This is a genomic window from Altererythrobacter sp. TH136 (assembly GCF_007065885.1).
Taxonomy (GTDB): Bacteria; Pseudomonadota; Alphaproteobacteria; order Sphingomonadales; family Sphingomonadaceae; genus Tsuneonella.
The window spans coordinates 1,639,448-1,660,860 of sequence record NZ_CP041409.1; the positions used below are offsets into that span (position 1 = coordinate 1,639,448).

Annotated in this window: 19 protein-coding genes; 6 read left to right on the forward strand and 13 right to left on the reverse strand. The window is 67.6% G+C overall.

Going from position 1 to position 21,413, the window contains the following annotated elements; genetic code table 11:
* Nucleotides 1–154 precede the first annotated feature (154 nt).
* Genes holA through C0V74_RS07940 form a run of 4 tightly spaced genes read right to left on the reverse strand, consistent with a single transcriptional unit; the run spans nucleotide 155 to nucleotide 4,693 of the window.
* Nucleotides 155–1,192, reverse strand: coding sequence for a DNA polymerase III subunit delta (gene holA / locus C0V74_RS07925; RefSeq protein ID WP_143251308.1), 1,038 nt, complete (start codon nucleotides 1,190–1,192; stop codon nucleotides 155–157).
* 11 nt (nucleotides 1,193–1,203) lie between these two features.
* A complete protein-coding gene (gene lptE, locus C0V74_RS07930) occupies nucleotides 1,204–1,695 on the reverse strand; it encodes an LPS assembly lipoprotein LptE (RefSeq protein ID WP_143251309.1) in 492 nt (163 codons plus the stop codon).
* A complete protein-coding gene (gene leuS, locus C0V74_RS07935) occupies nucleotides 1,692–4,220 on the reverse strand; it encodes a leucine--tRNA ligase (protein WP_143251310.1) in 2,529 nt (842 codons plus the stop codon). Before leuS ends, lptE begins: the two co-directional genes overlap by 4 nt.
* A 20-nt stretch (nucleotides 4,221–4,240) precedes the next feature.
* Complete coding sequence (locus tag C0V74_RS07940; protein WP_143251311.1) at nucleotides 4,241–4,693, reverse strand: DUF3576 domain-containing protein; 453 nt, start codon at nucleotides 4,691–4,693, stop codon at nucleotides 4,241–4,243.
* Nucleotides 4,694–5,066: 373 nt separating this feature from the next.
* On the opposite strand from C0V74_RS07940, the gene C0V74_RS07945 reads away from it, so the two are divergent.
* The 3 genes from C0V74_RS07945 (at nucleotide 5,067) to C0V74_RS07955 (ending at nucleotide 7,801) form a co-directional block, all read left to right on the forward strand.
* Nucleotides 5,067–5,837 (forward strand): hypothetical protein, encoded by a 771-nt coding sequence (locus tag C0V74_RS07945; protein ID WP_131622995.1) that lies wholly within the window; start codon nucleotides 5,067–5,069, stop codon nucleotides 5,835–5,837.
* 112 nt (nucleotides 5,838–5,949) lie between these two features.
* Nucleotides 5,950–6,672: an acetoacetyl-CoA reductase gene (phbB, locus tag C0V74_RS07950; protein WP_143251312.1), complete on the forward strand. Its 723-nt coding sequence runs from the start codon at nucleotides 5,950–5,952 to the stop codon at nucleotides 6,670–6,672.
* Nucleotides 6,673–6,802: 130 nt separating this feature from the next.
* The gene (locus C0V74_RS07955) at nucleotides 6,803–7,801 is read left to right on the forward strand and encodes a YihY/virulence factor BrkB family protein (protein WP_143251313.1); all 999 of its coding nucleotides are present in this window, start codon (nucleotides 6,803–6,805) and stop codon (nucleotides 7,799–7,801) included.
* Nucleotides 7,802–7,872: 71 nt separating this feature from the next.
* Here the strand turns inward: C0V74_RS07955 and C0V74_RS07960 are convergent, their stop codons facing one another.
* Nucleotides 7,873–8,718 (reverse strand): DUF2171 domain-containing protein, encoded by an 846-nt coding sequence (locus C0V74_RS07960; RefSeq protein ID WP_143251314.1) that lies wholly within the window; start codon nucleotides 8,716–8,718, stop codon nucleotides 7,873–7,875.
* 116 nt (nucleotides 8,719–8,834) lie between these two features.
* Here C0V74_RS07960 and C0V74_RS07965 point away from each other — a divergent pair, with 116 nt between their 5' ends.
* Nucleotides 8,835–9,080, forward strand: coding sequence for a ribbon-helix-helix domain-containing protein (locus C0V74_RS07965; RefSeq protein ID WP_143251315.1), 246 nt, complete (start codon nucleotides 8,835–8,837; stop codon nucleotides 9,078–9,080).
* A gap of 73 nt (nucleotides 9,081–9,153) precedes the next feature.
* Here the strand turns inward: C0V74_RS07965 and C0V74_RS07970 are convergent, their stop codons facing one another.
* Both C0V74_RS07970 and murA read right to left on the reverse strand, forming a co-directional pair.
* On the reverse strand, nucleotides 9,154–9,399 hold the full coding sequence (locus C0V74_RS07970) for a hypothetical protein (protein ID WP_131623005.1): 246 nt from the start codon (nucleotides 9,397–9,399) through the stop codon (nucleotides 9,154–9,156).
* 65 nt (nucleotides 9,400–9,464) lie between these two features.
* On the reverse strand, nucleotides 9,465–10,748 hold the full coding sequence (murA, locus tag C0V74_RS07975; protein ID WP_143251316.1) for a UDP-N-acetylglucosamine 1-carboxyvinyltransferase: 1,284 nt from the start codon (nucleotides 10,746–10,748) through the stop codon (nucleotides 9,465–9,467).
* An 80-nt stretch (nucleotides 10,749–10,828) separates the two neighbouring features.
* Between murA and galU the strand changes: the two genes are divergently transcribed.
* Nucleotides 10,829–11,713: a UTP--glucose-1-phosphate uridylyltransferase GalU gene (galU, locus tag C0V74_RS07980; RefSeq protein ID WP_143251317.1), complete on the forward strand. Its 885-nt coding sequence runs from the start codon at nucleotides 10,829–10,831 to the stop codon at nucleotides 11,711–11,713.
* Between the two features lie 88 nt (nucleotides 11,714–11,801).
* Here galU and C0V74_RS07985 read toward each other — a convergent pair whose 3' ends face one another.
* From C0V74_RS07985 to C0V74_RS08010, 6 genes are all read right to left on the reverse strand, one after another.
* Complete coding sequence (locus tag C0V74_RS07985) at nucleotides 11,802–13,109, reverse strand: cytochrome P450 (RefSeq protein ID WP_143252230.1); 1,308 nt, start codon at nucleotides 13,107–13,109, stop codon at nucleotides 11,802–11,804.
* A gap of 11 nt (nucleotides 13,110–13,120) precedes the next feature.
* Complete coding sequence (locus tag C0V74_RS07990; protein WP_143251318.1) at nucleotides 13,121–14,653, reverse strand: acyl-CoA synthetase; 1,533 nt, start codon at nucleotides 14,651–14,653, stop codon at nucleotides 13,121–13,123.
* 144 nt (nucleotides 14,654–14,797) lie between these two features.
* Nucleotides 14,798–15,424, reverse strand: a complete 627-nt coding sequence (locus tag C0V74_RS07995; RefSeq protein WP_246845002.1) for a M23 family metallopeptidase — start codon at nucleotides 15,422–15,424, stop codon at nucleotides 14,798–14,800.
* Nucleotides 15,425–15,636: 212 nt separating this feature from the next.
* Nucleotides 15,637–16,437 (reverse strand): ferritin-like domain-containing protein, encoded by an 801-nt coding sequence (locus C0V74_RS08000; protein WP_246844801.1) that lies wholly within the window; start codon nucleotides 16,435–16,437, stop codon nucleotides 15,637–15,639.
* Entirely contained in the window at nucleotides 16,434–16,907 is a 474-nt protein-coding gene (locus tag C0V74_RS08005) for a peroxiredoxin (RefSeq protein WP_210413398.1), read from the reverse strand. Before C0V74_RS08005 ends, C0V74_RS08000 begins: the two co-directional genes overlap by 4 nt.
* On the reverse strand, nucleotides 16,907–19,600 hold the full coding sequence (locus C0V74_RS08010) for a bifunctional [glutamine synthetase] adenylyltransferase/[glutamine synthetase]-adenylyl-L-tyrosine phosphorylase (RefSeq protein WP_143251320.1): 2,694 nt from the start codon (nucleotides 19,598–19,600) through the stop codon (nucleotides 16,907–16,909). Before C0V74_RS08010 ends, C0V74_RS08005 begins: the two co-directional genes overlap by 1 nt.
* 177 nt (nucleotides 19,601–19,777) lie before the next feature.
* Here C0V74_RS08010 and C0V74_RS08015 point away from each other — a divergent pair, with 177 nt between their 5' ends.
* On the forward strand, nucleotides 19,778–21,406 hold the full coding sequence (locus tag C0V74_RS08015) for a M28 family peptidase (RefSeq protein WP_143251321.1): 1,629 nt from the start codon (nucleotides 19,778–19,780) through the stop codon (nucleotides 21,404–21,406).
* Nucleotides 21,407–21,413: the final 7 nt, after the last annotated feature.

Consider the following 21,413-nt stretch of genomic DNA (forward strand, 5'->3'; position numbering starts at 1 on the left):
GCCGTGTGCCAGGCGCTAAGATGGGCGGCGATCGGCTTGAAATAGGCACGTCCAATTCGCGAAGTCCCTCGCTCGAGCCAGACGCATCGTTACGGCATTGCGCTGCAGTGCGGAAGAGGGTCAGCAAAGCCCGCCCGTCGCCGGTATTTTACGGTCAGCGGTTGGCTTCGCGCGCGATCCGCGCCAGCGCTTGCGCCAGCAGGGTTTCGCCCGCGGCGCTATTGGCCAGCAGGTCCCGGTGCAGCTCCACCAGACGCGCGACGAGCCGGGCCATGCGCGGCCCTTTCCAGCGGCCAAGCTGGTCGGCAAGGTCCCGCTCGTCCTTCCAGAATACCCGCCGCGCGCGTGCCTCGTTGCTCACGAACGCCGCGGCCTCTTCGCGCGGGCCCAGGCGGGCGTTGAGCTGGGCAAGCTGCGCCACCCGCCGCTCGAACGCGAGCAGCAGGCCGACCGGATTGAGCGACAGCTCGCGCATCCGGTGAAGTTCACTCGACAGGCGCGCAGTGCGCCCGGCCAGCACCGCGTTGACCAGCGGCATGAACCCGTCGTCCTCGGTTCGCGCGCCGATCGCGTCGAGTGCCTCCGCGTCCGCCGCCACAGGCGCGGACGGCACGGCATCGAGGTAGATCGCCAGCTTGGTCACTTCCGACTGCGCGAGCCGCACATCGAGCGCCGCCGCGCGGGCGATGCGCTCCGCCATCTCCCCCGAAAGCTTGAGGCCGAGCTCGTCCCCCATCGTCCGCACCGCATCGCGCACGCTGGCAAGGTCCGGCGGCCAGAACATGGCCACCAGCGCGTCGCCGCGCTTTTCCAGCAGCTTGGCGGTGCGCGCCTTGTCGGTCGCGGATGTCGCCACCACCAGCACCGGGCAGGGTTCGCCTTCGCCAGCATCGATCGCCGCGACGTGGTTGGCGAGCGCATCGTGCGCCTCGTCGCCGCTGACCCGCGCCACGATGTGCCGCGCGCCCGCGAACAGGGACGTCGAGCGTGCCTCGTCCGCCAGCAGCACCGGATCCTTGCGCAGGTCCGCGCCCGACAGCTCGACCCGTTCGCCCGGTTCTTCCAGCAGGTCGGCGATCCGCTGGGCCGCCGCGGCCGCGCCGGCCTCGTCAGGACCGCAGAAGAAGAACACCTTGGCGGCACGCACCGCGCGCGGGGCGACGGCGAGGAAATCCTTTTGCGTCGCCTTCACGGCCGCGCGGCCTAGCTGCGGCTGCGCAGCGTCAGCGCCAGCCGGGTGACGATCTGCGAGGCGACCTCGCGCGAGAGGTTTTCGAGCGCGGTCTGCTCGGCGGCGATGGTGGCGTACTCGCTCGACACGACGTCGATCCCCGCATCTGACCCGGCGGTCGCATCAAGCAGGATCTCACCGGACGCGAGTTCGACCAGCTGATAGCGCGCGCGCAGGGTGCGCCGTTCGCGCCCGACCGTGTCGTCCGACAGCACGCCCAGCCCTTCCAAGCGATCATCGAGCCGGACATCGAGCCGGTAGCGGGCCGCGCCGCCGCCTGCCGCGTCAAGCCGGTCAACCAGCGCGTTGCGCACCAGCCAGCCCGCCTGCCCCTCGATCGCCGGCACCTCGACCGCGCCGAGCCCCCGGGCGACCGCGCCGCTGCCGCCGCCGGCGTACATTGGCTGCAAGCCGCACGCGGACAGCCCCAGGAGCGCGGCGGCGAGGATTGCGACGCGCGTCATGCGACGATGTTCACCAGCCTGTCGGGCACCACGATCACCTTGCGCACTTGAGCCCCATCGAGCGAACGCTGGACCTTCTCCGACGCCAGCGCAAGCGCCTCCAGTTCGGCGTTGGGCAGCCCTTTGGCGACCGTCAGCGTGTCGCGCAGCTTGCCCTTCACCTGCACGGCGACGGTCACCTCGTCCTCCACCAGCAGCGCAGGGTTCACCGCCGGCCAGTCGGCATCGGCGACCAATCCGCTCTCGCCCAGCCTTGCCCAGGCTTCTTCGGCGAGGTGCGGCATCATCGGGGCGACCAGGAGCACCAGTCCGCGGATCGCTTCGCTCCGGGTGGCCGACGGCGGGGCCTTGTCCACCGCGCTGGCGAGTTCGTAAATCCGCGCCACCGCCTTGTTGAAGCTCAGCGCCTCGATATCGCCGGCGATCGCGGCGTACGTCTGGTGCAGCTTGCGGGCGAGCACCTTGTCTTCGCCCTCAGCGTCAGGCGCATGATCGCCGAACAGGCGCCATAGCCGCTGGACCATACGCCAGCACCCTTCGATGCCGGCTTCCGACCACGGCAGGTCGCGTTCCGGCGGGCTGTCGGACAGCATGAACCAGCGCACCGCGTCCGCGCCATAGCGCGCGACGATCTCGTCCGGGTCGACCGTGTTCTTCTTCGACTTGGACATCTTGATGACCCGGCCCACCGTCACCGGGGTGCCGTCCGCCAGCGTGGCGCCCGCAGCGGTGCGCTGCACATCGCCGGGGCTGTAGAACACCTCGCGCTCGCCCGCATCGCCGGCAACCCGGCGCGAATAGGTCTCGTGCGTTACCATGCCTTGGGTGAACAGCGAGGCGAACGGTTCGGCGAAGTCGATCAGTTTCAAGTGCGCCAGCGCGCGGGTCCAGAACCGGGCGTAGAGCAGGTGCAGGATCGCGTGCTCGATCCCGCCGATATACTGCTCGACCGGCAACCACGCGGCGACCTCGTCCCGGTCGAACGGCTTGTCCGCCGGCTGGCTGGCGAAGCGCAGGAAGTACCAGCTGGAATCGACGAACGTATCGAGGGTATCGGTCTCGCGCACCGCCGCGCCGCCGCATTCGGCGCAGGTCGTGTGCTTCCACGTCGGGTGCCGTTCCAGCGGGTTGCCGGGCGTGGTGAAATCCACGTCCTCGGGCAGGACGACCGGCAGCTGGTCCTTGCTCACTGGCACGACGCCGCACGTGGCGCAGTGGACGAACGGGATCGGCGTGCCCCAGTACCGCTGGCGCGAAACGCCCCAGTCGCGCAGCCGCCAGACGGTCTTGCCCCGGCCCCAGCCGCCCTGCTCGGCGCGCGCGATCACCTCCGCGATGGCGTCGCCCACGCTCATCCCGTCAAGGAACTGCGAGTTGACGATCACCCCGTCGCCGCCCTCGGCAGCGCCGCTGAAGGTCAAGTCCGCCTCCGCGGCCGAAGGCGCAACCACCCGCGGGATCGGCAGCGCGTACTTGGTGGCGAATTCGAAGTCGCGCTGGTCGTGGCCGGGCACGCCCATCACCGCCCCGGTGCCGTAGTCCATCAGCACGAAGTTCGCGATGAACACCGGCAGGTGCTCGCCGGTGAACGGATGCACCGCGCCAATGCCGGTGTCGAAGCCCAACTTCTCGGCCGTCTCCAGCTCGGCCGCGGTGGTCCCGCCGCGCTTGCACAACTCGATGAACTTTCCCGCGTCGCAGTTGGTCAAGGCCACGCCTTGCGCGATCGGGTGGTCGGGCGCGACCGCGACGAAGCTGGCGCCGAAGATCGTATCGGGCCGGGTGGAATAGACCTCCAGCTTTTCGCCGTTCGACAGGTCGAAGGCGAACTGCAACCCATGGCTCTTGCCGATCCAGTTCTCCTGCATCAGCCGGACCTTGTCGGGCCATTTGTCGAGGCTGCCGAGCCCGTCGAGCAGCTCGTCGGCAAACCGGGTGATCTGCAGGAACCACTGGTTGAGCTTGCGCCGCTCCACCTGAGCGCCCGAACGCCAGCCCTTGCCGTCGATCACCTGTTCGTTGGCGAGCACGGTCATGTCGACCGGGTCCCAATTGACCTCGCTCTCCTTCCGGTAGACCAGCCCGGCCTTGTATAGGTCGATGAACAGCGCCTGCTCGTGCCCGTAGTATTCGGGATCGCAGGTGGCGAACTCGCGGGTCCAGTCCAGCGCGAAACCGATCCGCTGGAGCTGCGCCTTCATGTTGGCGATATTGGCGCGGGTCCAGCCGCCGGGGTGGACCCCCTGCTCCATCGCCGCGTTTTCCGCTGGCATGCCGAACGCGTCCCACCCCATCGGGTGCAGCACCTCGTGCCCGCGCATCTTCTTGTAGCGCGCCAGCACGTCGCCCATCGTGTAATTGCGCACGTGGCCGATGTGGATGCGCCCCGACGGATAGGGGAACATCTCCAGGACATAGCTCTTGGGCTTGTTGCTGGCGCTGTCGGCGCGAAACGTCCCGGCTTGCTCCCAGGCGCGCTGCCAGCGCCCGTCCGCCACGGACGGATCGAAGCGCTGATCTGTCATCGGGACTACTCCGGAAAGATTTAGCCGGCGATCGCCTGGCGGCGCAGTTCGCGGGCCTTGGTCAGGATAATGTCTTCGAGGCGCTGGACGGTGGCCGCCTGCACCGGAGCCGCGACCCACAGGCCGCCTTGCGCGACTTCGCGGCTGGCGGCGACCCGCACCGCATCGGCGCGCAGATCGCGGTCGAGGATCGAAACGGTCATCTTGACCCGCTCGTTGGGATCGCGCGGATTGGTGTACCAATCGGTCACGATGACCCCGCCATTGCTGTCGGACTGCAGCAGCGGCGCGAAGCTGACGGTTTCCAGCGCCGCGCGCCACAGATAGGCATTGACGCCGATCGTGGTCACTTGGCTGGCGGCGAGATCCGCCTTGGGCCGCTCGTTCGCGCCAGTGCATGCAGCGAGCGCGCCGAGGGCGGCGGCCGCGATGGCGAAGCGGGCAGTGCGAATCGGTCGCGAAGTGGCGGTCATGCTCGGCAAACGTCCTTAGGCAGTGATGCTGTGCCCTCTAGTCCGACCGCCGGGCATCGGCAAGCGGCGCCAGTGGCACGCGGGGCGGGTCCTGCCGTGCTCAGTGGCTTGCGCCCGTGAACCGCCGCTTAATCTTGTCGCCGCTGCCGGTGGTGCGATGGTTGCAACGGCTTCACCAGCCGTGACACCCGAACGGCGGAAAGGCTGGCCAAGACGGGGGCGGGGGCATAGTCTCTGGCGTGATCGTACGTTTGACTGCAGCGAGTCGGTATCCGGCGAAACCGGATGGCTCAGCGGACGTTCACAACGCGGGGCTCATGTCCGCGCACGAACGCAGGGTTTGGTCGACGTAGTTTTACTAAGGGGCGCAGCGGTGTCAGGCGCGAAGGACAAGGCAGGCAAGCTCGATAGACGGGACCGGATCGGCCCCGCGCTGACGGTTGCCGCTGTCGTGCTGGGCGCTTTCCCGACCGCCGGCCTCGCGGTCACCGCGATCACCGCGCCGCGTGACGACACGATCGCTGCCGCGCCGTTCATTCCGCCCAATGGCGATTCGGTGATCGCACGCCAGGTCGCCGCACGGATTGCCGCGCGCTCCCAGCAGTTCCGCCTGACGCCTGCGGGCTCTGCCGCCGACCAGACGGTCACGGTCGCGATTCGCCTCGACCCCGATAAAGCGCGCGCGGTATCCGTCCGCACCGCGGCCGCGGCGGTGAAGGGAGAGGTGGGCGCGGGTCCGTCGCCGCTGTCGACCTTGGCGCCGACCCGCTACAACCTCGGCATGTCGCGCGGTTACCAGACGTTCGCCAAGCCGGCGAAGACCTCGACCGCCGATCTCGGGCTCAACCAGATCGCCATGCCGGACCTTGCCAGCTTCCGCCCGCGCGGCGGCGTGGCCGAGGCGCCGGGCCGACTGCAGCCGCACATCGCGCTGGAGAGCGACAGCCGCACGGGCCGCAGCCCCCGAACGCTGGAAGGCGCGGGCGAGCAGGTGGTCGATCTGGGCGCAGGATACCGCGTGTCGCGCAATCTCAACCTCACGGCCGGTGTCCGCCTGAGCCAGGAGCGCGACCGGGTCGCCCCGCTGACCGATGCGGTGCGAGACGATCAGGCCGTCTACGTCGGAACCAAGTTCCGCTTCTGAACCCTGTCGCACGGTATCCAACCGCACCCTGCATGAGCGGGGGTTTTTGTTGCGTCATGGCCGGCTTCGCTTAGGCTGATGGCATAACAGAAACACATCGAGAGGATCCTGCATGGCACGCGTGGCAATCGTCACCGGTGGCACCCGAGGTATCGGCAAGGCGATCAGCCTCGCGTTGAAGGCGGAAGGGCGCACCGTGGTCGCCAACTACGGCGGCAACGACGACGCGGCGCGGGCCTTTTCCGACGAGCATGGGATTGCCGTGTACAGGTGGGACGTGGGCGATCACCACGCCTGCATCGACGGCTGCATTCGCGTGACGGAGGATGTCGGCCCGGTCGACATCGTGGTCAACAACGCCGGCATCACTCGCGACGGCACGCTAGCGCGGATGAGCTATGACGACTGGCACGATGTCATGCGCATCAATCTGGGCGGGTGCTTCAACATGGCCAAGGCATGTTTCCCCGGCATGGTCGAACGCGGCTGGGGCCGGATCGTCAACATCGGTTCGATCAACGGCCAGGCGGGCCAGTACGGGCAGGTGAACTATGCCGCGGCGAAAAGCGGCATCCACGGCTTCACCAAGGCGCTGGCGCAGGAAGGCGCCAAGAAGGGCGTCACCGTCAACGCCATCGCGCCGGGTTACATCGACACCGACATGGTCGCCGCCGTGCCCGCGCCCGTGCTGGAAAAAATCGTCGCCAAGATCCCCGTCGGGCGGCTGGGCCAAGCGACCGAGATCGCCCGCGGCGTGGTGTTCCTGACCAGCGACGACGGCGGTTTCGTCACCGGCTCCACGCTGAGCATCAACGGCGGCCAGCACATGTACTGAACCCCAGCGGCCGCATTCCGCCGCCGATGGGAACGCGCCGCCTGCCGAAGCCTTTCCTTGGGACACCCATGCCAAAGGAGATGCTCTTGCCGACAGCGTCATTCAACGCGCCCTGCCCCGCTTCCCTCGCATGAGCGACGCCGTGACTGCTGCCGACCACACGACTGACGAAGGGCGCCAGGCGACGTCTCCGACGAGGATGCCCGCAGGCGCCTGGAAGACCGTGCTCGTGCGGACCTGGAAGGAATCGTCGGCCGACAGCGTGGGGCTGATCGCCGCGGGCGTATCGTATTACGTGTTCCTTGCCATCGTGCCGTTGCTCGGTGCGACGGCCCTGTCCTATGGGCTGATCGCCGATCTGCAGACGGTCAACGCGCACATTGGCCAGATCGTCCAGGTCCTGCCCGGGGACGCGGGACAGTTGATTGCCGAGCAGCTGGTGAACGTGGTGCAGACGTCGTCGGGCAAGAAAGGCCTAGGCCTCCTGCTCGCGCTGGCCATCGCCCTGTTTGGCGCGCGCAACGCCGCGGGCAGCGCGATCAACGCGCTCAACATCGCATACGAAGAGGAAGAGCGCCGCGGCTTCGTCAAACTCAACCTGCTCGCGCTCGCGATGACCGCCGCAGCAGTTGTCGGCGCGGCGGCGGCGATCGCGGGGATCGGCGCGATGAGCTTCCTGGACGGCGCGCTGCCATCCAACAATCCGGTGATCGAGGCGCTGTCGGTGGTGTTGACCTATGGCCTGCTCGGGCTCGTCGGGGCGACCGGGGCGGCGCTGCTGTATCGCTATGGTCCGTCGCGCGACAAGCCACAGTGGCGCTGGCTCACGCCCGGTTCGGTGTTGTTCGGCGCGGTGTGGGTGCTGCTGACCTTCGGGTTCGGGTACTATGCGAGCCACTTCGGCAACTATGGCGCGACCTACGGGTCATTGAGCGCGGTGATCGTGCTGCTGACGTGGCTGTACCTGTCTTCCTATGCCCTGATCTTCGGCGCGGAGCTTAACAGCGAGCTGGAGCATCAAACCGCGCGCGATACCACTGACGGGCCGGAACGGCCGCTGGGTGAGCGGGGGGCGTGGGTCGCCGACCACGTGGCGTCTGAAAACGACGAGCCCCCGTCCCGGAAGTAACCTTGGCATACCTTGACGAGGCAGGCGGCGCGCCGATCGCCGGCGCGCCGCTGTTCTCTACCCCGCTTCGCTTATCGCGCGGTGATCGTCAGATCGACGCGACGCGACCCCTGATCCGCCCCGGCCGTGTTGCCCTCGCCCGCACTGCGCGCAGTCAGCGCAGCGGCGGGCACGCCGTTTTCGACCAGCGCGGCCATCACCGCGTTGGCGCGGTCAGCGGCGAGCTGGGCATTGGCCGCGGCGTTGCCTTGCGCGTCGGCGAGACCGACGATCTCGGCCTTCATCGTCGGCTGCCTGGCCAGTACCGCCGCGAACGAGGCGAGTTCCCGCTGGTCTTCAGGCCGGATCGCCGCGCTGCCGGTGTCGAAAAACACGTTGTTGAAGCCAAACGTGCGCGGCGTCGCCTCGTTGCCGGCCAGATAGGCCTCGACATCGCGGGTCAGGATCGCACCGTCCTCGTCAACCGGGCCAGCGCCGGCAGTCGTGGTCCCGGCGGTGGTGGCCGCCGATTGGTCCAGCTTCGCCCGGGCCTCGTCATCATCGCCGCAACCGCGCAGCGCCAGGATCAGACCCAGCAGGATCAACCCGCCGATGACCCACGGCAACCAGCCCATGCCCTTGCGGTCGTCGTCGCGATGCGCATCAGGGTGATGGGCAGCGCCCCCGGTGGCCGCGCCTGCGGCGGCAGCGCCGGCCGCGGGCACCCAGCCCGCGCGTGCCGCTGTCCCGGTGACGTTGAGATGGACGTGTTGGTCTACCCGTTCCACCTGATCGAGCGCTACGAAATGATGGTTGCCGTCCGCGGAACCGCTGCGTTGCAGCTTGATGCTGTCGCTCTCGATCCCGTCGACGGTGCCGATCAGCGCGCCGTCCGATCCGAGAACCTGCATACCGTGTGTGATGTCGTCCCTGGTCATAGCGTTGAAAGCCTTGCTGTTTCTCCCGCCGTCGAAACGATGCCCGCAGCACGGCGTTCCGCGCGCGCGCTTCCCCTGCTTGCCCCCGCGGGACCGCGGGCGATAGGATGGCGGCCATGCCCCAGTTCTATCACCCGCCGGTCAAGCGCTCGGTCGAGATCGCCGGCCATCGCACCTCGATCAGTCTGGAGCCGCTGTTCTGGGACATGCTGCGGGAGGCGGCGGCGCGAGAGGGCATGCCCGTGAACGGACTGGTCGGCCGGATCGACGAGGAACGGATCGCCTCCCCCACGCCGTGCGGCCTGGCGGGCGCGATCCGGCTGTGGCTGGTGGCGCACGGCCGGACAGAGGGCGAGGGATAGGAAAACGGGCGGCACCCGCGAAGGGTCCGCCCGTCTCACGCCCCGTCAGAGGCGATCCAGTCCCGTTGCTCCTTTAATAGGTCGCCGGGGGATCGCTGGCGGGGAAGCTTTCGTCGCTCGCCTGGTCGGTCTTGCTCCAGTCGCGGTCGTTGTCGTCGCGCATCGCATCCGGGCCGGCATCGCGCACGGCCTGATGTCCCTTGTCAGGCTGGCCGCCAGCAAAGGCCGGCGCACCTTCGCGCGCAGCGAAGTTCTTTTCGTAATACTTGTAACCGACGTAGCCGAGCGTACCGAGCGCGGCGAGTTTGAGCAGTGCCATGATGTGAGAACTCCTTTGCCTGCTCAACGCAGGGGAAGGCCGTCCGTATCCCGGCAAAGCGAACGTTATTCGTCGCCCACCCGTTCCACCTGGGCGCCAACCAGCGCGAGCTTCTCTTCCAGGCGCTCATAACCGCGATCGAGGTGGTACAGCCGGCGCACTTCGGTGCGGCCTTCGGCGGCCAGTCCGGCGATCACCAGGCTCATCGATGCGCGCAGGTCCGTGGCCATCACCTCGGCTCCGGTCAGCTTGGGAACGCCGTGAACGATCGCGGTCCGTCCCGAGGTCTCGATGTTGGCACCCATGCGATTGAGCTCTGGCACGTGCATGTAGCGGTTTTCGAAGATCGTCTCGTGCAGCACGCTGGTGCCGTTCGCCACGGTCAGCAGTGCCATCAACTGGGCCTGCATGTCGGTGGCGAGCCCGGGATAGGGCGCGGTCGACAGGTTCACCGCGTTGAGCGGGCCGTCCGCGGTGACACGGATGCCCTTCTTCTCGGCCTCCACCTGCACCCCGATGTTACGCAGCGCGTGGATCGTCGCCGACATCTCGTGCGCGTTCGCCCCTTCGAGCAACACGTCGCCCCCGGTGATCGCAGCCGCGCAGGCATAGGATCCCGCCTCGATCCGGTCCGCCATCACCCGGTAGGTCGCACCGTGCAGACGCTTGGCCCCGTGGATCGTAAGGTCGGAGGTGCCGATCCCTTCGATTTCCGCGCCCATCGCGACCAGCAGGTTGCACAGGTCGACGATCTCGGGTTCGCGCGCGGCGTTGAACAGGCGGCAGGTCCCATTGGCGAGCACCGCTGCCATCAGCGCGTTCTCCGTCGCGCCGACCGACACGACCGGGAAGTCATAGTCCCCGCCCGGCAATCCGCCATCGGGTGCGTGCGCCGCGACATACCCTTGGGCGATCTCGATCACCGCGCCGAATGCGGCCAGCGCCTTAAGGTGCAGATCGATGGGGCGGTTGCCGATCGCGCAGCCGCCGGGCAGCGATACCTTGGCCTGGCCCATCCGCGCCAGCATCGGGCCGAGCACCAGGATCGAGGCGCGCATCTTGCGCACCAGATCGTACGGCGCGACGGTGCCGGTGATGCGGGTCGCCTCAAGCGTCATCACCCGCCCGAAATCTTCCGGCCGGCTGCCCTGGATCGCGGTGGTGACGCCGAACTGGTTCATCAGGTGCTGGAACCCGTCGATGTCGGCCAGCCGGGGCAGGTTGCGCAGCGTCACCGGCTCGTCGGTCAGCAGCGCGCACGGGATGAGCGTCAGCGCCGCGTTCTTGGCGCCCGAAATCGGGATGGAGCCGGACAGGCGCTTGCCGCCCTCGACGATGATTTTGTCCATTTACGCGCACTAGCGGGAATCGTCCGCGTCGCAAGCGCCGCCGGTTGCGCCGGCTTGGCGCGGTGCTAAGCCCCGAAGCCATGACGTCGCGCAAACCCATCAGAAAAGCCGTTTTTCCGGTCGCCGGGCTCGGCACCCGGTTCCTGCCCGCGACCAAGGCCATCCCTAAGGAGATGCTGCCGATCGTCGATCGCCCGCTGATCCAGTACGCGGTGGACGAGGCGCGGGAAGCGGGGATCGAACAGATGATCTTCGTCACCGGCCGCGGCAAGAGCGCGATCGAGGATCACTTCGACATCGCGTACGAGCTTGAGGTCACCATGACCCAGCGGGGCAAGGACCTGTCGGTGCTCGGCCCCACCCGGCTGATGCCGGGCAACTGCGCTTACGTCCGCCAGCAGGAGCCGCTGGGCCTCGGCCATGCGATCTGGTGCGCCCGCGACATCATCGGCGACGAACCGTTCGCGATCCTGCTGCCCGACGAACTGATGCACGGTCGCCCCGGCTGCCTGGCGCAGATGGTGGAGGCGTACGATCAGGTCGGCGGCAACCTGGTCAGCGTGCTCGAAGTCCCGCGCGAAGACGTCTCCAGCTATGGCGTGATCGCGCCGGGGGCGGAGGTGTCGGCCTCGCTGACCGAAGTCACCGGTTTGGTCGAGAAGCCGGCCGCGGCCGACGCGCCTTCCAACAAGATCATCTCGGGCCGCTACATCCTCCAGTCCGAGGTCATGCGCACGCTGGAGGACCAGGAAAAAGGCGCCGGCGGCGAGATCCAGCTCACCGACGCGATGGCCCGGATGATCGGCACGCAACCCTTCCACGCCGTCACCTTCGCCGGCCGCCGCTTCGACTGCGGCAGCAAGGCTGGCTTCGTGGAAGCGACGCTCGCCCTGGCGCTTGAGCGCGAAGACCTGGGTGCCGAAGTGCGCGCGATGGCGGAGCGGGAGTTGGGGCGCTCGACCTGACCTGTTGAGGATCGCAGCCGCCGCAGCGGGCCGCGCTCCCCTGCCGATCAGGCAGGTTGAACCACTTGTGCGCGAAGCTGTGCGCAGCTTACGCCGGCGTCACCCGCAGGGGCAGGGTCTTGAGGCCGCCCACGAAGGTGGAGCTCGACCGCCGGGCCTCGCCCGCCAGCTCTACCGCGTCCACCCGGTCGAGCAGTTCCTCGAACAGGATGCGCATCTCCAGCCGGGCGAGATGCAGGCCCAGGCACTGGTGCGCGCCCGCGCCGAACGCGAGGTGGCGATTGGGGCTGCGGGCGGCGTCGAACTTGCGCGGATCGGGGAACTGGGCGGGGTCATGGTTGGCCGCAACGTAGTTGATCATCAGCCAGTCACCCTTGGCGATGCGTTGCCCACCCACCTCGGTATCCTCGGCCGCGGTGCGCATGAAGTGCTGCACCGGGCTGGTCCAGCGGATCGCCTCCTCGACGATCCCGCCCAGCAGCGAACGGTCCGCCTTGACCCGCGCCCACTGCTCCGGGTCCTGCGCCAGCGCCAGCATCGCCCCGGCGGTGGAGGCGCTGGTGGTGTCGTGCCCCGCCGCCGCGACGATGATGTAATAGCCCATCATGTCGCGGTCATTCAGCGGCTCGCCATCGACTTGGGCGTTGGCGATGGTGCTGGCGACATCGCCCGTTGGATGAGCGCGCTTCTCCGCCGTCAGCTTGGCGAAGTAGGCCTCGAAGTCCTTGACCGCGCCGGCGATGATCTGGGTGATCACCTCGGGCGGCAGGTCTTTCATGCCCGACTGGTTGAGATCCTCGTCCTGCCCGCCGAACATCTGCTGGGTCAGCATCAGCATCCGCTGCTCATCTTCCTCCGGCACGCCCAGGATCTGCATGACGACGTGCAGCGGATAGGGCGCGGCGACCTCCTTGCAGAAATCGACCTGCGGACCTGCGGCAAGCAAGCGATCGACCGCGGCGCGGGCGATTCCGCGCACCTCATCCTCGATCCCGCGCAGGTTCTTGGGCATGAACCATTCTTGGGTGAGCTTGCGGTACTTCATGTGGGTCGGCGCATCGAACGTGACGAGGCTCGCCACCATGTGCTCGCTACCGCCGGAGAACGCCTTGGCGAACTCGATCCCGTCGGTGGTGCTGAACACCACCGTGCGCGGGTTGTTGAGGAAGGTCGCGTTGTCCTTCGAGATGCGCATCACGTCATCGTACCGGGTGACGAGCCAGAAGGGCGGGTGGAGCTCGGCAGGTTCCGGCACGATCCGCGCAACCGGCATCTGTTCGCGCAGCCAGTCGAAGGTGTCGAGCAGGTGGTCCCAGCCTGCGTATGCCTTGGGATCGATCACCTCGCGCGCGATCTCGGGCGGAGCGATCGGGGTTGCGGCGGCGGGATCAGCCATGGTGGCCATCGTCAGACCCCCTCGCTTGCGCGCTCTCGGTACTCGTCCTTGAGCTTGCGCTTGTAGAGCTTACCGTTCGCCTCCCGCGGCAATTTGGCGCGGAAGTCGATCTCCCGCGGTAACTTGAGCCGCGCAAGCTTGGTGCCGAGGTAGTCGAGCAACTCCGCGCGCAGACCCTCCCCCGCCGCGTCCGGGTCCGCCGGCTGGACAACGGCCACTACCCGCTCGCCCATGTCCGGGCACGGCGCGCCGATCACCGCCGCATCGGTCACCTTGGGATGCGTGATCAGAAGGTTCTCGATCTCCTGCGGGTAGATGTTGACCCCGCCCGAGATGATCATGTTGGACCGCCGGTCGGTCAGGTAGAGGAAGCCATCCTCGTCCAGCTTGCCGATGTCGCCCAGCGTGGTCCAGCCGTTCGCGTGCGTGGCTTCGGCGGTCTTATCGGGATCGTTGTGGTAGACGAACTGGTCCTCGTTCTCGAAGAACACGACGCCCTCCTCACCCACCGGCAGTTCATTGCCGTCGGCATCGCAGATGTGCGGAATGCCCCGGATCGGCTTGCCCACCGAGCCGGGGTGTTCGAGCCACTGCTGCGATGTCGCGAAGGTCATCCCGTTGCCTTCCGATCCGGCGTAGTATTCGAGCAGGATCGGACCCCACCAGTCGATCATCTTGGTCTTGACGTCGACCGGACACGGCGCCGCCGCGTGGATTGCCCGCTTGTGCGTCGACAAGTCGTAACGGGTGCGAATTTCCTCGGGCAGCTTGAGCATGCGCACGAAGTGGGTCGGCACCCATTGGCTGTCGGTCACTTTGTATGCCTCAATCGCGGCCAGCGCCGGCTCGGCATCGAATTTCTCCATCACTACTACCGTGCCACCCAAGCTGTGCGCGGTCATCGTCCAGCGGAACGGCGCCGCATGGTAGAGTGGCCCTGGGCTGAGGTAGACGACGCTCCCGTCAGTCGGCCACCCGAACGCATGCGCGGCGAGCATCAGCAACGGGGAAACGGCGAGGTGATCAGGATCGGGCGGGCTGACTGGCTTGATCCCCTTTGGCCGGCCCGTAGTGCCGGAGCTGTAGAGCATCGCCAGGCCAAGCTGCTGATCCGCGATCGGCTCTGCCGGCATTGCCGCGAGCAGCGCGGCAGCATCGGCGTCGGTATCGAACACCAGTTGCTCGACCTGCGGCGCAAGGTCGCGCAATTCGGCAAGCCTGGGCGAGAAATAGGCTGAACTGATCAGCATCTTGGCGCCGCTGTCCTGCAGAATGTAGGCAACCTCGTCCGCCGTCAGGTGCGTCGAGATCGGTACCAGAACCGTGCCCGCGCGCTGGTTGCCCCAGGCGATCTCCAGGTATTCCGGCCGGTTCTCCAGCCACAGTCCCACGGTGTCGCCGGGCCCCACCCCCCGGCTGCGAAACAGCTGCGCCACGCGGTTGGCGGCGTCTTCCATTTCACGGTAGGTGATCGTCCTGCCGCTGCCCGCCATGATGATCGCGGGGTGGTCAGGACGGTTGGCGGCATGAGTTGTCGGATGCATCGTGTTCTCCCACCCGGGAGATTAGTTTCATAGCGCAACCGGGCAAGCGAAAAGGGCGACCGGCTCGTGCCGATCGCCCTTATCCGAGCACTCCTCTCCCGAGTGTCTCTTGGCCTGTCGAGGCAGGCCGCGAACCTTCCAGAATTACTTGGCAGCGAGGACCGCGGCGCCGCTGGGGCGGGTCTCTGCCATGTAGGGGATCGGATTGACCGCCTGGCCAGCTACCCGGACTTCATAGTGCAGGTGCGGCCCGGTCGAGCGGCCAGTGCTGCCGACGTAGCCGATGATGTCGCCCTTGCGGACATGCTGGCCGGCGGCGACCGCCAAGCGGCTCATGTGCGCATAGCGGGTCTGAAGATTGCTGCCGTGGTCGATCGCGACGTACAGGCCGTAGCTGGAGAACCAGTCGGCGCGCCCGATCTTCCCGTCGGCGGTCGCATAGACCGGGGTGCCGGTCGGGGCGGCAAGGTCGATGCCCTTATGAGCGTGCATTCCGCCCAGCACCGGATGCGTGCGCATGCCATAGCTGCTGGTGGTCGCCGCGGCAGCAAGAGGAGCGCGCGACGGGATCGACACGCCCATGGTCGGGGCGATCGGGGTCGATACGGTGCTGGTGGTGGGACCGCCGTTATCGAGTGCCTGCCAGCTGGAGAACAACTGCTTGAACTGCTCGTCGGAACCCGACACGCCCGAAGCGCGGACATCGCGCACCGAAGCGGCGATATCCGCCGAGGCGGCACTGGAATTTGCGAAAGCAGGCGTCGCGCCCATCGAGAACAGTGCGCCGAATGCGGCAAGTGCGGCAACGACACGGCGCTGGAGAAGGCTTGCGACCAAAATACCCGTCCTTTTGCTTCGCGACACCCCCCGGCGCCGCTGCGAACCCATCTGCGAACCGGAAAAAATCGGCTCGTGGGCAATTTTTCTGAGACTGATCGGAACCCCCCGCCGTCTCGATGATTGTGGGTTAACCGGGCAATTGTTTAACAAGCAAGCACGGCACAGGCACTGAGCGATAAACCGGCTGCAAGACGCGCCGAGTCGTTGAACGGAGGTTTCAGGCCTCCGCGAAAGTGCCTGCGAACCAGCGAAATCCAGTAGTTTTCAGGCGTCATGTCCTGGATTCGGGCACATTCGTCAAAGTGCTTGGAGCCGATGGCCACGTGACGGATTTCGTCGTCAAGGATGCGCGTGAGGATTCGAGCACCCGCCATGTCGCCGTGGTTTGTCACCCGTTCGATCGTGGACGGGGTCACGTCGAGGCCTCGCGCTTCCAGCACCATCGGTACCACCGCCAGCCGCGCCGCCACACTGTGCGCGGTCTGCTCGGCGGCCTGCCACAAACCATCGTGCGCCGGCATGGCGCCGTACGAGCTGTTCATCGTGGCAAGATGCCGTTCGAGCAGCGCGAAGTGCATCGCCTCGTCGGCCGCAACGCCGAGGAAATCGGACACGAAATCTTGGCCCATCTCCGCCCCGAACCGCCCCGCCATGTCGAGCGCGAGGTCGATGGCTACGAATTCGATGTGCGCGAGCGCATGCCACAAGGCTAGGCGACCCCGCTCGGATCCGGCTTTGCCGCGTTTCGGCATCCGGTTCGGCGGCAGCAGTTCCGGGGCGACAGGCCGTGCGGGCCGATCGGGCATCGGCTGATCGAAGGTCAGGCCAAGCCGGCCGAGGCGCCAGTCCCGGGCCACTTTCCGCGCGGCCATCACCTTGGCTGCAGGATCAGGAGTGAGCAGAGCGGCGCGGATCGCGTCACCGACGGGCGGCAACCGGGTCACAGAGCCTTGGCCGCTTCCAGCACTTCGGCCGCGTGTCCCTTGACCTTCACTTTGTCCCACACCCGGGCGATTCGTCCTTGCGCATCCAGCAGGTATGTCGTGCGCACCATGCCGATGAATTTCTTCCCGTAGAGCTGCTTCTCGGTCCAGATGCCCAGCGCATCGGACAGGCCACCGCCATCCTGCGCATCGGTCGCCAGCGGCACCGCGAGCTCCTGTTTGGCCATGAACGCCCGGTGCTTTGCGGGCGGGTCCTTGGACACCCCGAGCAGTGCCACCCCGGCTTCGGCAAAGTCGCGCGCCAGCGCGGTGAAATCCTTCGCCTCGATCGTGCAGCCGGGGGTGTTGTCCTTGGGATAGAACCAGACCACCGCCGGCTTGCCCGCGAAATCCGATGGGCGGACGATGCCCCCGTCGGGGGTTTCCATGGCGATGTCAGGCATCAGATCGCCCACGGCAGGCTTGGTCATCAGGCAGTCTCCAGCGGTTGTCCGAATGAATCGGCCCAGGCGCCCGCAACTTCTTGCCGCGCGTCGGCGAACGCCAGCAGAAGCGACGGCAGATCGGGATGGCCGCATGCCTCGGCCAGCGCGGCAGCTGCGGCGGGGGGCGGCTCGTCGACATCGGGCGCGAGCAGGCGGGCTGCGACCAGCATCCGGGTCATCAGCGCGAGTGCCTCGCGCACGGCGGGCCGGAGCAGATCGGCCGCCACCAGCGCATCGACCGCCTGCCCCAGGTCCGGATCGAACCCGATCCGCTCGCGCAGTTGCAGGTAATGGACGAGGAATTCCAGGTCGACCAGTCCGCCGCGCAGCAGTTTGGCGTCGAGCACTCCGCGCGCCGGTTTGTGCACCGCCATTTCGCTGCGCATCTTCAACACGTCGAATTTCAGGACGTCAGGGTCGCGAGGGCGGACGAGCACCTGGTCGATGATCGACTGCAATTGCGCCCGCGCTTCCGCCGAGCCGGTCAGCGGCCTCGCGCGTGCCAGGGCCATGTGCTCCCAGGTCCACGCCTCTTCGGCCTGGTAGCGCGCGAAGCTGTCGAAGCTGACCGCCAGCGGCCCCTGGGCGCCCTGCGGCCGCAGGCGGGTGTCGACCTCGTATAGCGCACCTTCGGCGGTCGGAACGCTGAGCGCGGCGGTGACGCGCTGGGCCAGGCGGTTGAAGTAATGCGTCGCGCCGAGGGGGCGTGGTCCGTCAGACTCCCCGCCGAAGTCGCCGCTGAACAGATAGATGACATCGAGATCGGATGCGTGAGTCAGCGTCCCTCCCCCCAGTCGTCCGAGCCCGAGCACGACCAGTTCGCCCCCCGGCACCCGCCCGTGCGCCCGTTCGAACTCCGCGACGGCCGCTGACTGCGCCGTTGCCAGCGCGGCTTCGGCGGTGCGGGACAGGGCGGCGCCGATCTCGAGAGGATCGTGCACCGCGGCGATCGTCTGCAGGCCTAGAGCGAACCGCAATTCCCCCGTCACGCGGCGAATGCGATCGAGCCGGTACTCGTAATCCTCGCGATCGGCCGCACCCATCTGCGCGGCGATCTCCGCCACGCTGCCCGGCAGATCGAGCGCCCGGCGGTCGATCAGCGAATCGAGCAGTTCGGGCCGGCGCCCGAGCCGGTCGGCCAGCGTCGGCGCGAGCACCAGGATGCGCACCAGCTGGTCGAGCAGCGCGGGACGCTGGATCAACAGGTTGAACAGGTTGATGGCACTGGGTGCCGCGCTCAGCACCCGCTCCCACCGATTGAGCGCCTGGTCCGGCTCGGGCGCAGCCGCAAGCCGTTCCAGCAACGCGGGCAACAGGGTGTCGAACGCTTGCCGGGCGGCCTGCGAACGCAGCGCGCGGATATGGCCGTCGCTCCATGCGGCGATGCGCTCGGCCACCTGTTCCGGCTCACCGAAGCCCAGCTCGGCCAACTTGCGCGCGAAGCTATCCCCGCTGACCGGCACCGACGCGGCGGTCTGCTCATCATCCGCGATCAGTGCGTCATAGCGCCGCCCGACGATTTCGGTGATTTCCCGCAGTTCCGCCACCAGCGCCGCGCCGTCGGCCAGGCCGTCGAGCTGCGCCACGTTGTCCAGCGCGGCTCCACTGGGCAGGACGTGCGTCTGCTGGTCGGTAACCATCTGCAGCCGGTGCTCGAGCATTCGCAGCCGATCATAGGCCTCGCCCAGCGCGTGGGCATCCGCGTCCGCGACGATGCCCGCCGCCGCCAGCGCATCCAGAGCGGCGCGGGTGCCCCTCACCCGCAACGATGGATCGCGGCCCCCGTGGATCAGCTGATGAGTCTGCGCGAAGAATTCGACCTCGCGGATTCCGCCGCGCCCCAGCTTCAGGTTGAAGCCCGGCCCCGGCTCCTGCGGTCCGGAATAGCTGGCGCGGATGCGCGCCGTCAGCCGGCGGATTTCCCCGATCGCCCCGAAGTCGAGACTTCGCCGCCAGACAAACGGGCGAATGGCCGCCAGGAAGTCTTCGCCGGCCCCCAGATCGCCGGCGGCGGCACGCGCACGAATGAACGCCGCCCGTTCCCAGGTCAGCGCCGAGCTTTCATAATGAGTGAGCGCACCGGCGACCGGAATTGCCAGCGGGCTGACTTCCGACGCCGGCCGCAGGCGCAGGTCGACTCGGAACACGAAGCCGTCGGCGGTGACTTCGCTCAACAGGCGGACGATCTCGCGCGCATAGCGCTGGGCAGCCTCGGCCGGTTCGTCGCGCTCCCGCCGCGGCAGCGTAGCCGGATCGTACAGCAGGATCGGGTCGATATCGGAGCTGTAGTTCAGCTCTCGCGCGCCATGCTTGCCAAGGGCGAGCGCAATCATGCCGTCGGGATTCGCGTCGGGCACACGCTTGCGGATCGCCGCGGCGATGGCCCGGTCCAGCGACCGGTCGGCCAGCGCCGACAGCTCCCCCATGACGCGCGCCAGCGGGAACGCGCCCGCCAGATCGCCGATGGCCAGCGCCAAGGCATACGCCAAGCGCTCCCGGCGCAGCGCGCGTCCAGGGTCGGCGATCCCATCCCCGGCGGCCGCCGCCCAGTCGAGCGCGTCCTCCCCCGCTCCCTCAGCCAGCAGTTCGGTGAGCGCGGGTAGCCGCGCCGCCGCCTGGGCAAGGAAGGGCGAGTGAGACCGGGTGCGGCCGAGCGCATGGTGCCAGTTTCCCGTCATGACGCCGTTCCAAGCCGAACCCGGCGCCCGGTGCAAGCGCCAGTCGGGTTGTGCCGCCTGCCGCTGCATGGCAGGACCTGCCCGATAAACGTCACATCGGGAGGCTGCCTTTTGCCCTATCGTTCCCTAGCCGCGGTCGCCGCAGCCTCGCTTGCGCTGTCCGGCTGCGCCGCTACCATGGAACCGGTTGCCGGGGCCGCTCCCGCCGGCAGCGCGCAACTCGCGGTCGCACCTTCGATCCCGCTGATGCAGCAGGTGACGAAGCGGCTGTCGCAGGACGACCTTGAGGGCAGGGCGCCAAGCACGGCGACCGAACCCAGAGTGCTCGACTACATCGTCGCGCAGTTCGAGCGCGCCGGGCTCAAGCCGGGCAACCAGGGCAAGTGGCTACAGGAAGTGCCGACGGTGGAAATCACCGGCAGCAACCACAGTCCGATGACGGTCAGCGGCGGCGCCACGCCGTTGCGCTTCTCGTTCGGCGACCAGTACGTCGCGACCAGTTACCGGGTGACGCCGCAGACCAGGGTCGAGAACAGCCCGCTGGTCTTCGTCGGCTATGGCATCAACGCGCCGGAACTCGGCTGGAACGACTATGCCGGCGTGGACATGAAGGGGAAGACCGCGGTCATCCTGGTCAACGATCCCGACTATGCGATGGACGGTCAGGATGGCCTCTTCAAGGGTCGGCGGATGACCTACTACGGCCGCTGGACCTACAAGTTCGAGGAAGCTGCTCGCCAGGGCGCCGCCGCGGCGATCATAGTCCACGACACGTTCCCGGCCGCGTATGGTTGGAACGTCGTCAACTCCAGCTGGACCGGCGCGCAATACTACGTCCAAACCGCCAACGACGGGATGGACCAGACGATGGCCAATGGCTGGGTGCAGAAAGCCGCCGCCGAAGCGATCGTCGGTGCGGAGGGCAAGGACCTTGGCGCCCTGACCGCCGCTGCCCAACGCAAGGGGTTCAAGGCTGTCCCGCTTGGCCTGACCGCCAGCTTCGGGTTCGACAACGCGGTTCGCAAATCGACCTCGCACAATGTGGTTGGCATTCTGCCCGGCACGACCCGCCCGGACGAATATATGCTCTATTCCGGACACTGGGATCACCTGGGCCGGTGCACTCCCGACGCAACCGGCGACGACATCTGCAACGGCGCGGTCGACAACGCGACCGGCATCGGCGCGATCACGGCGCTGGCGGACGCCAACCACCGCGCCGGACCGACCGCGCGGAGCCAGGTGTTCATCGCGCTGACGCTTGAGGAATCCGGGCTGCTCGGATCCGAATACTATGCCCAAAACCCGATCTACCCGTTGGCGCAGACCGTCGGCGGAGTGAACATCGATGCGCTCGCCCCGGGTGGGAGCGCGCGCGATTACATGATGACCGGAGGCGACAAGTCCGACCTGACCACGTTGTTCAACCAGACGCTGGCTCAGCAAGGTCTGCGCGGTTCGCCCGAAGCGGAGCCTGAGAAAGGCTACTATTACCGCTCCGACCACTTCAGCCTCGCCAAGCGCGGCGTGCCGATGTTCTACGTCGATCGGGGGCTCGATCTGATCGCCGGCGGTACCGCAGCCGGGCAAGCGGCGGCGGATGATTATGTCCAGAACCGGTATCACGCGCCGAGCGACGAGTGGTCGGATGCGTGGGACTGGTCCGGCATGACCACCGACCTCGCGCTGTTCTACCAGCTTGGCCGTTCGCTCGCCGAGAGCAGCACGTGGCCGAACTGGCACACCACGGACGAGTTCCGCGCCATCCGCGACAAGAGCTGCGCCAGCAGCGCTGCCGGCTGCTGATACTCGC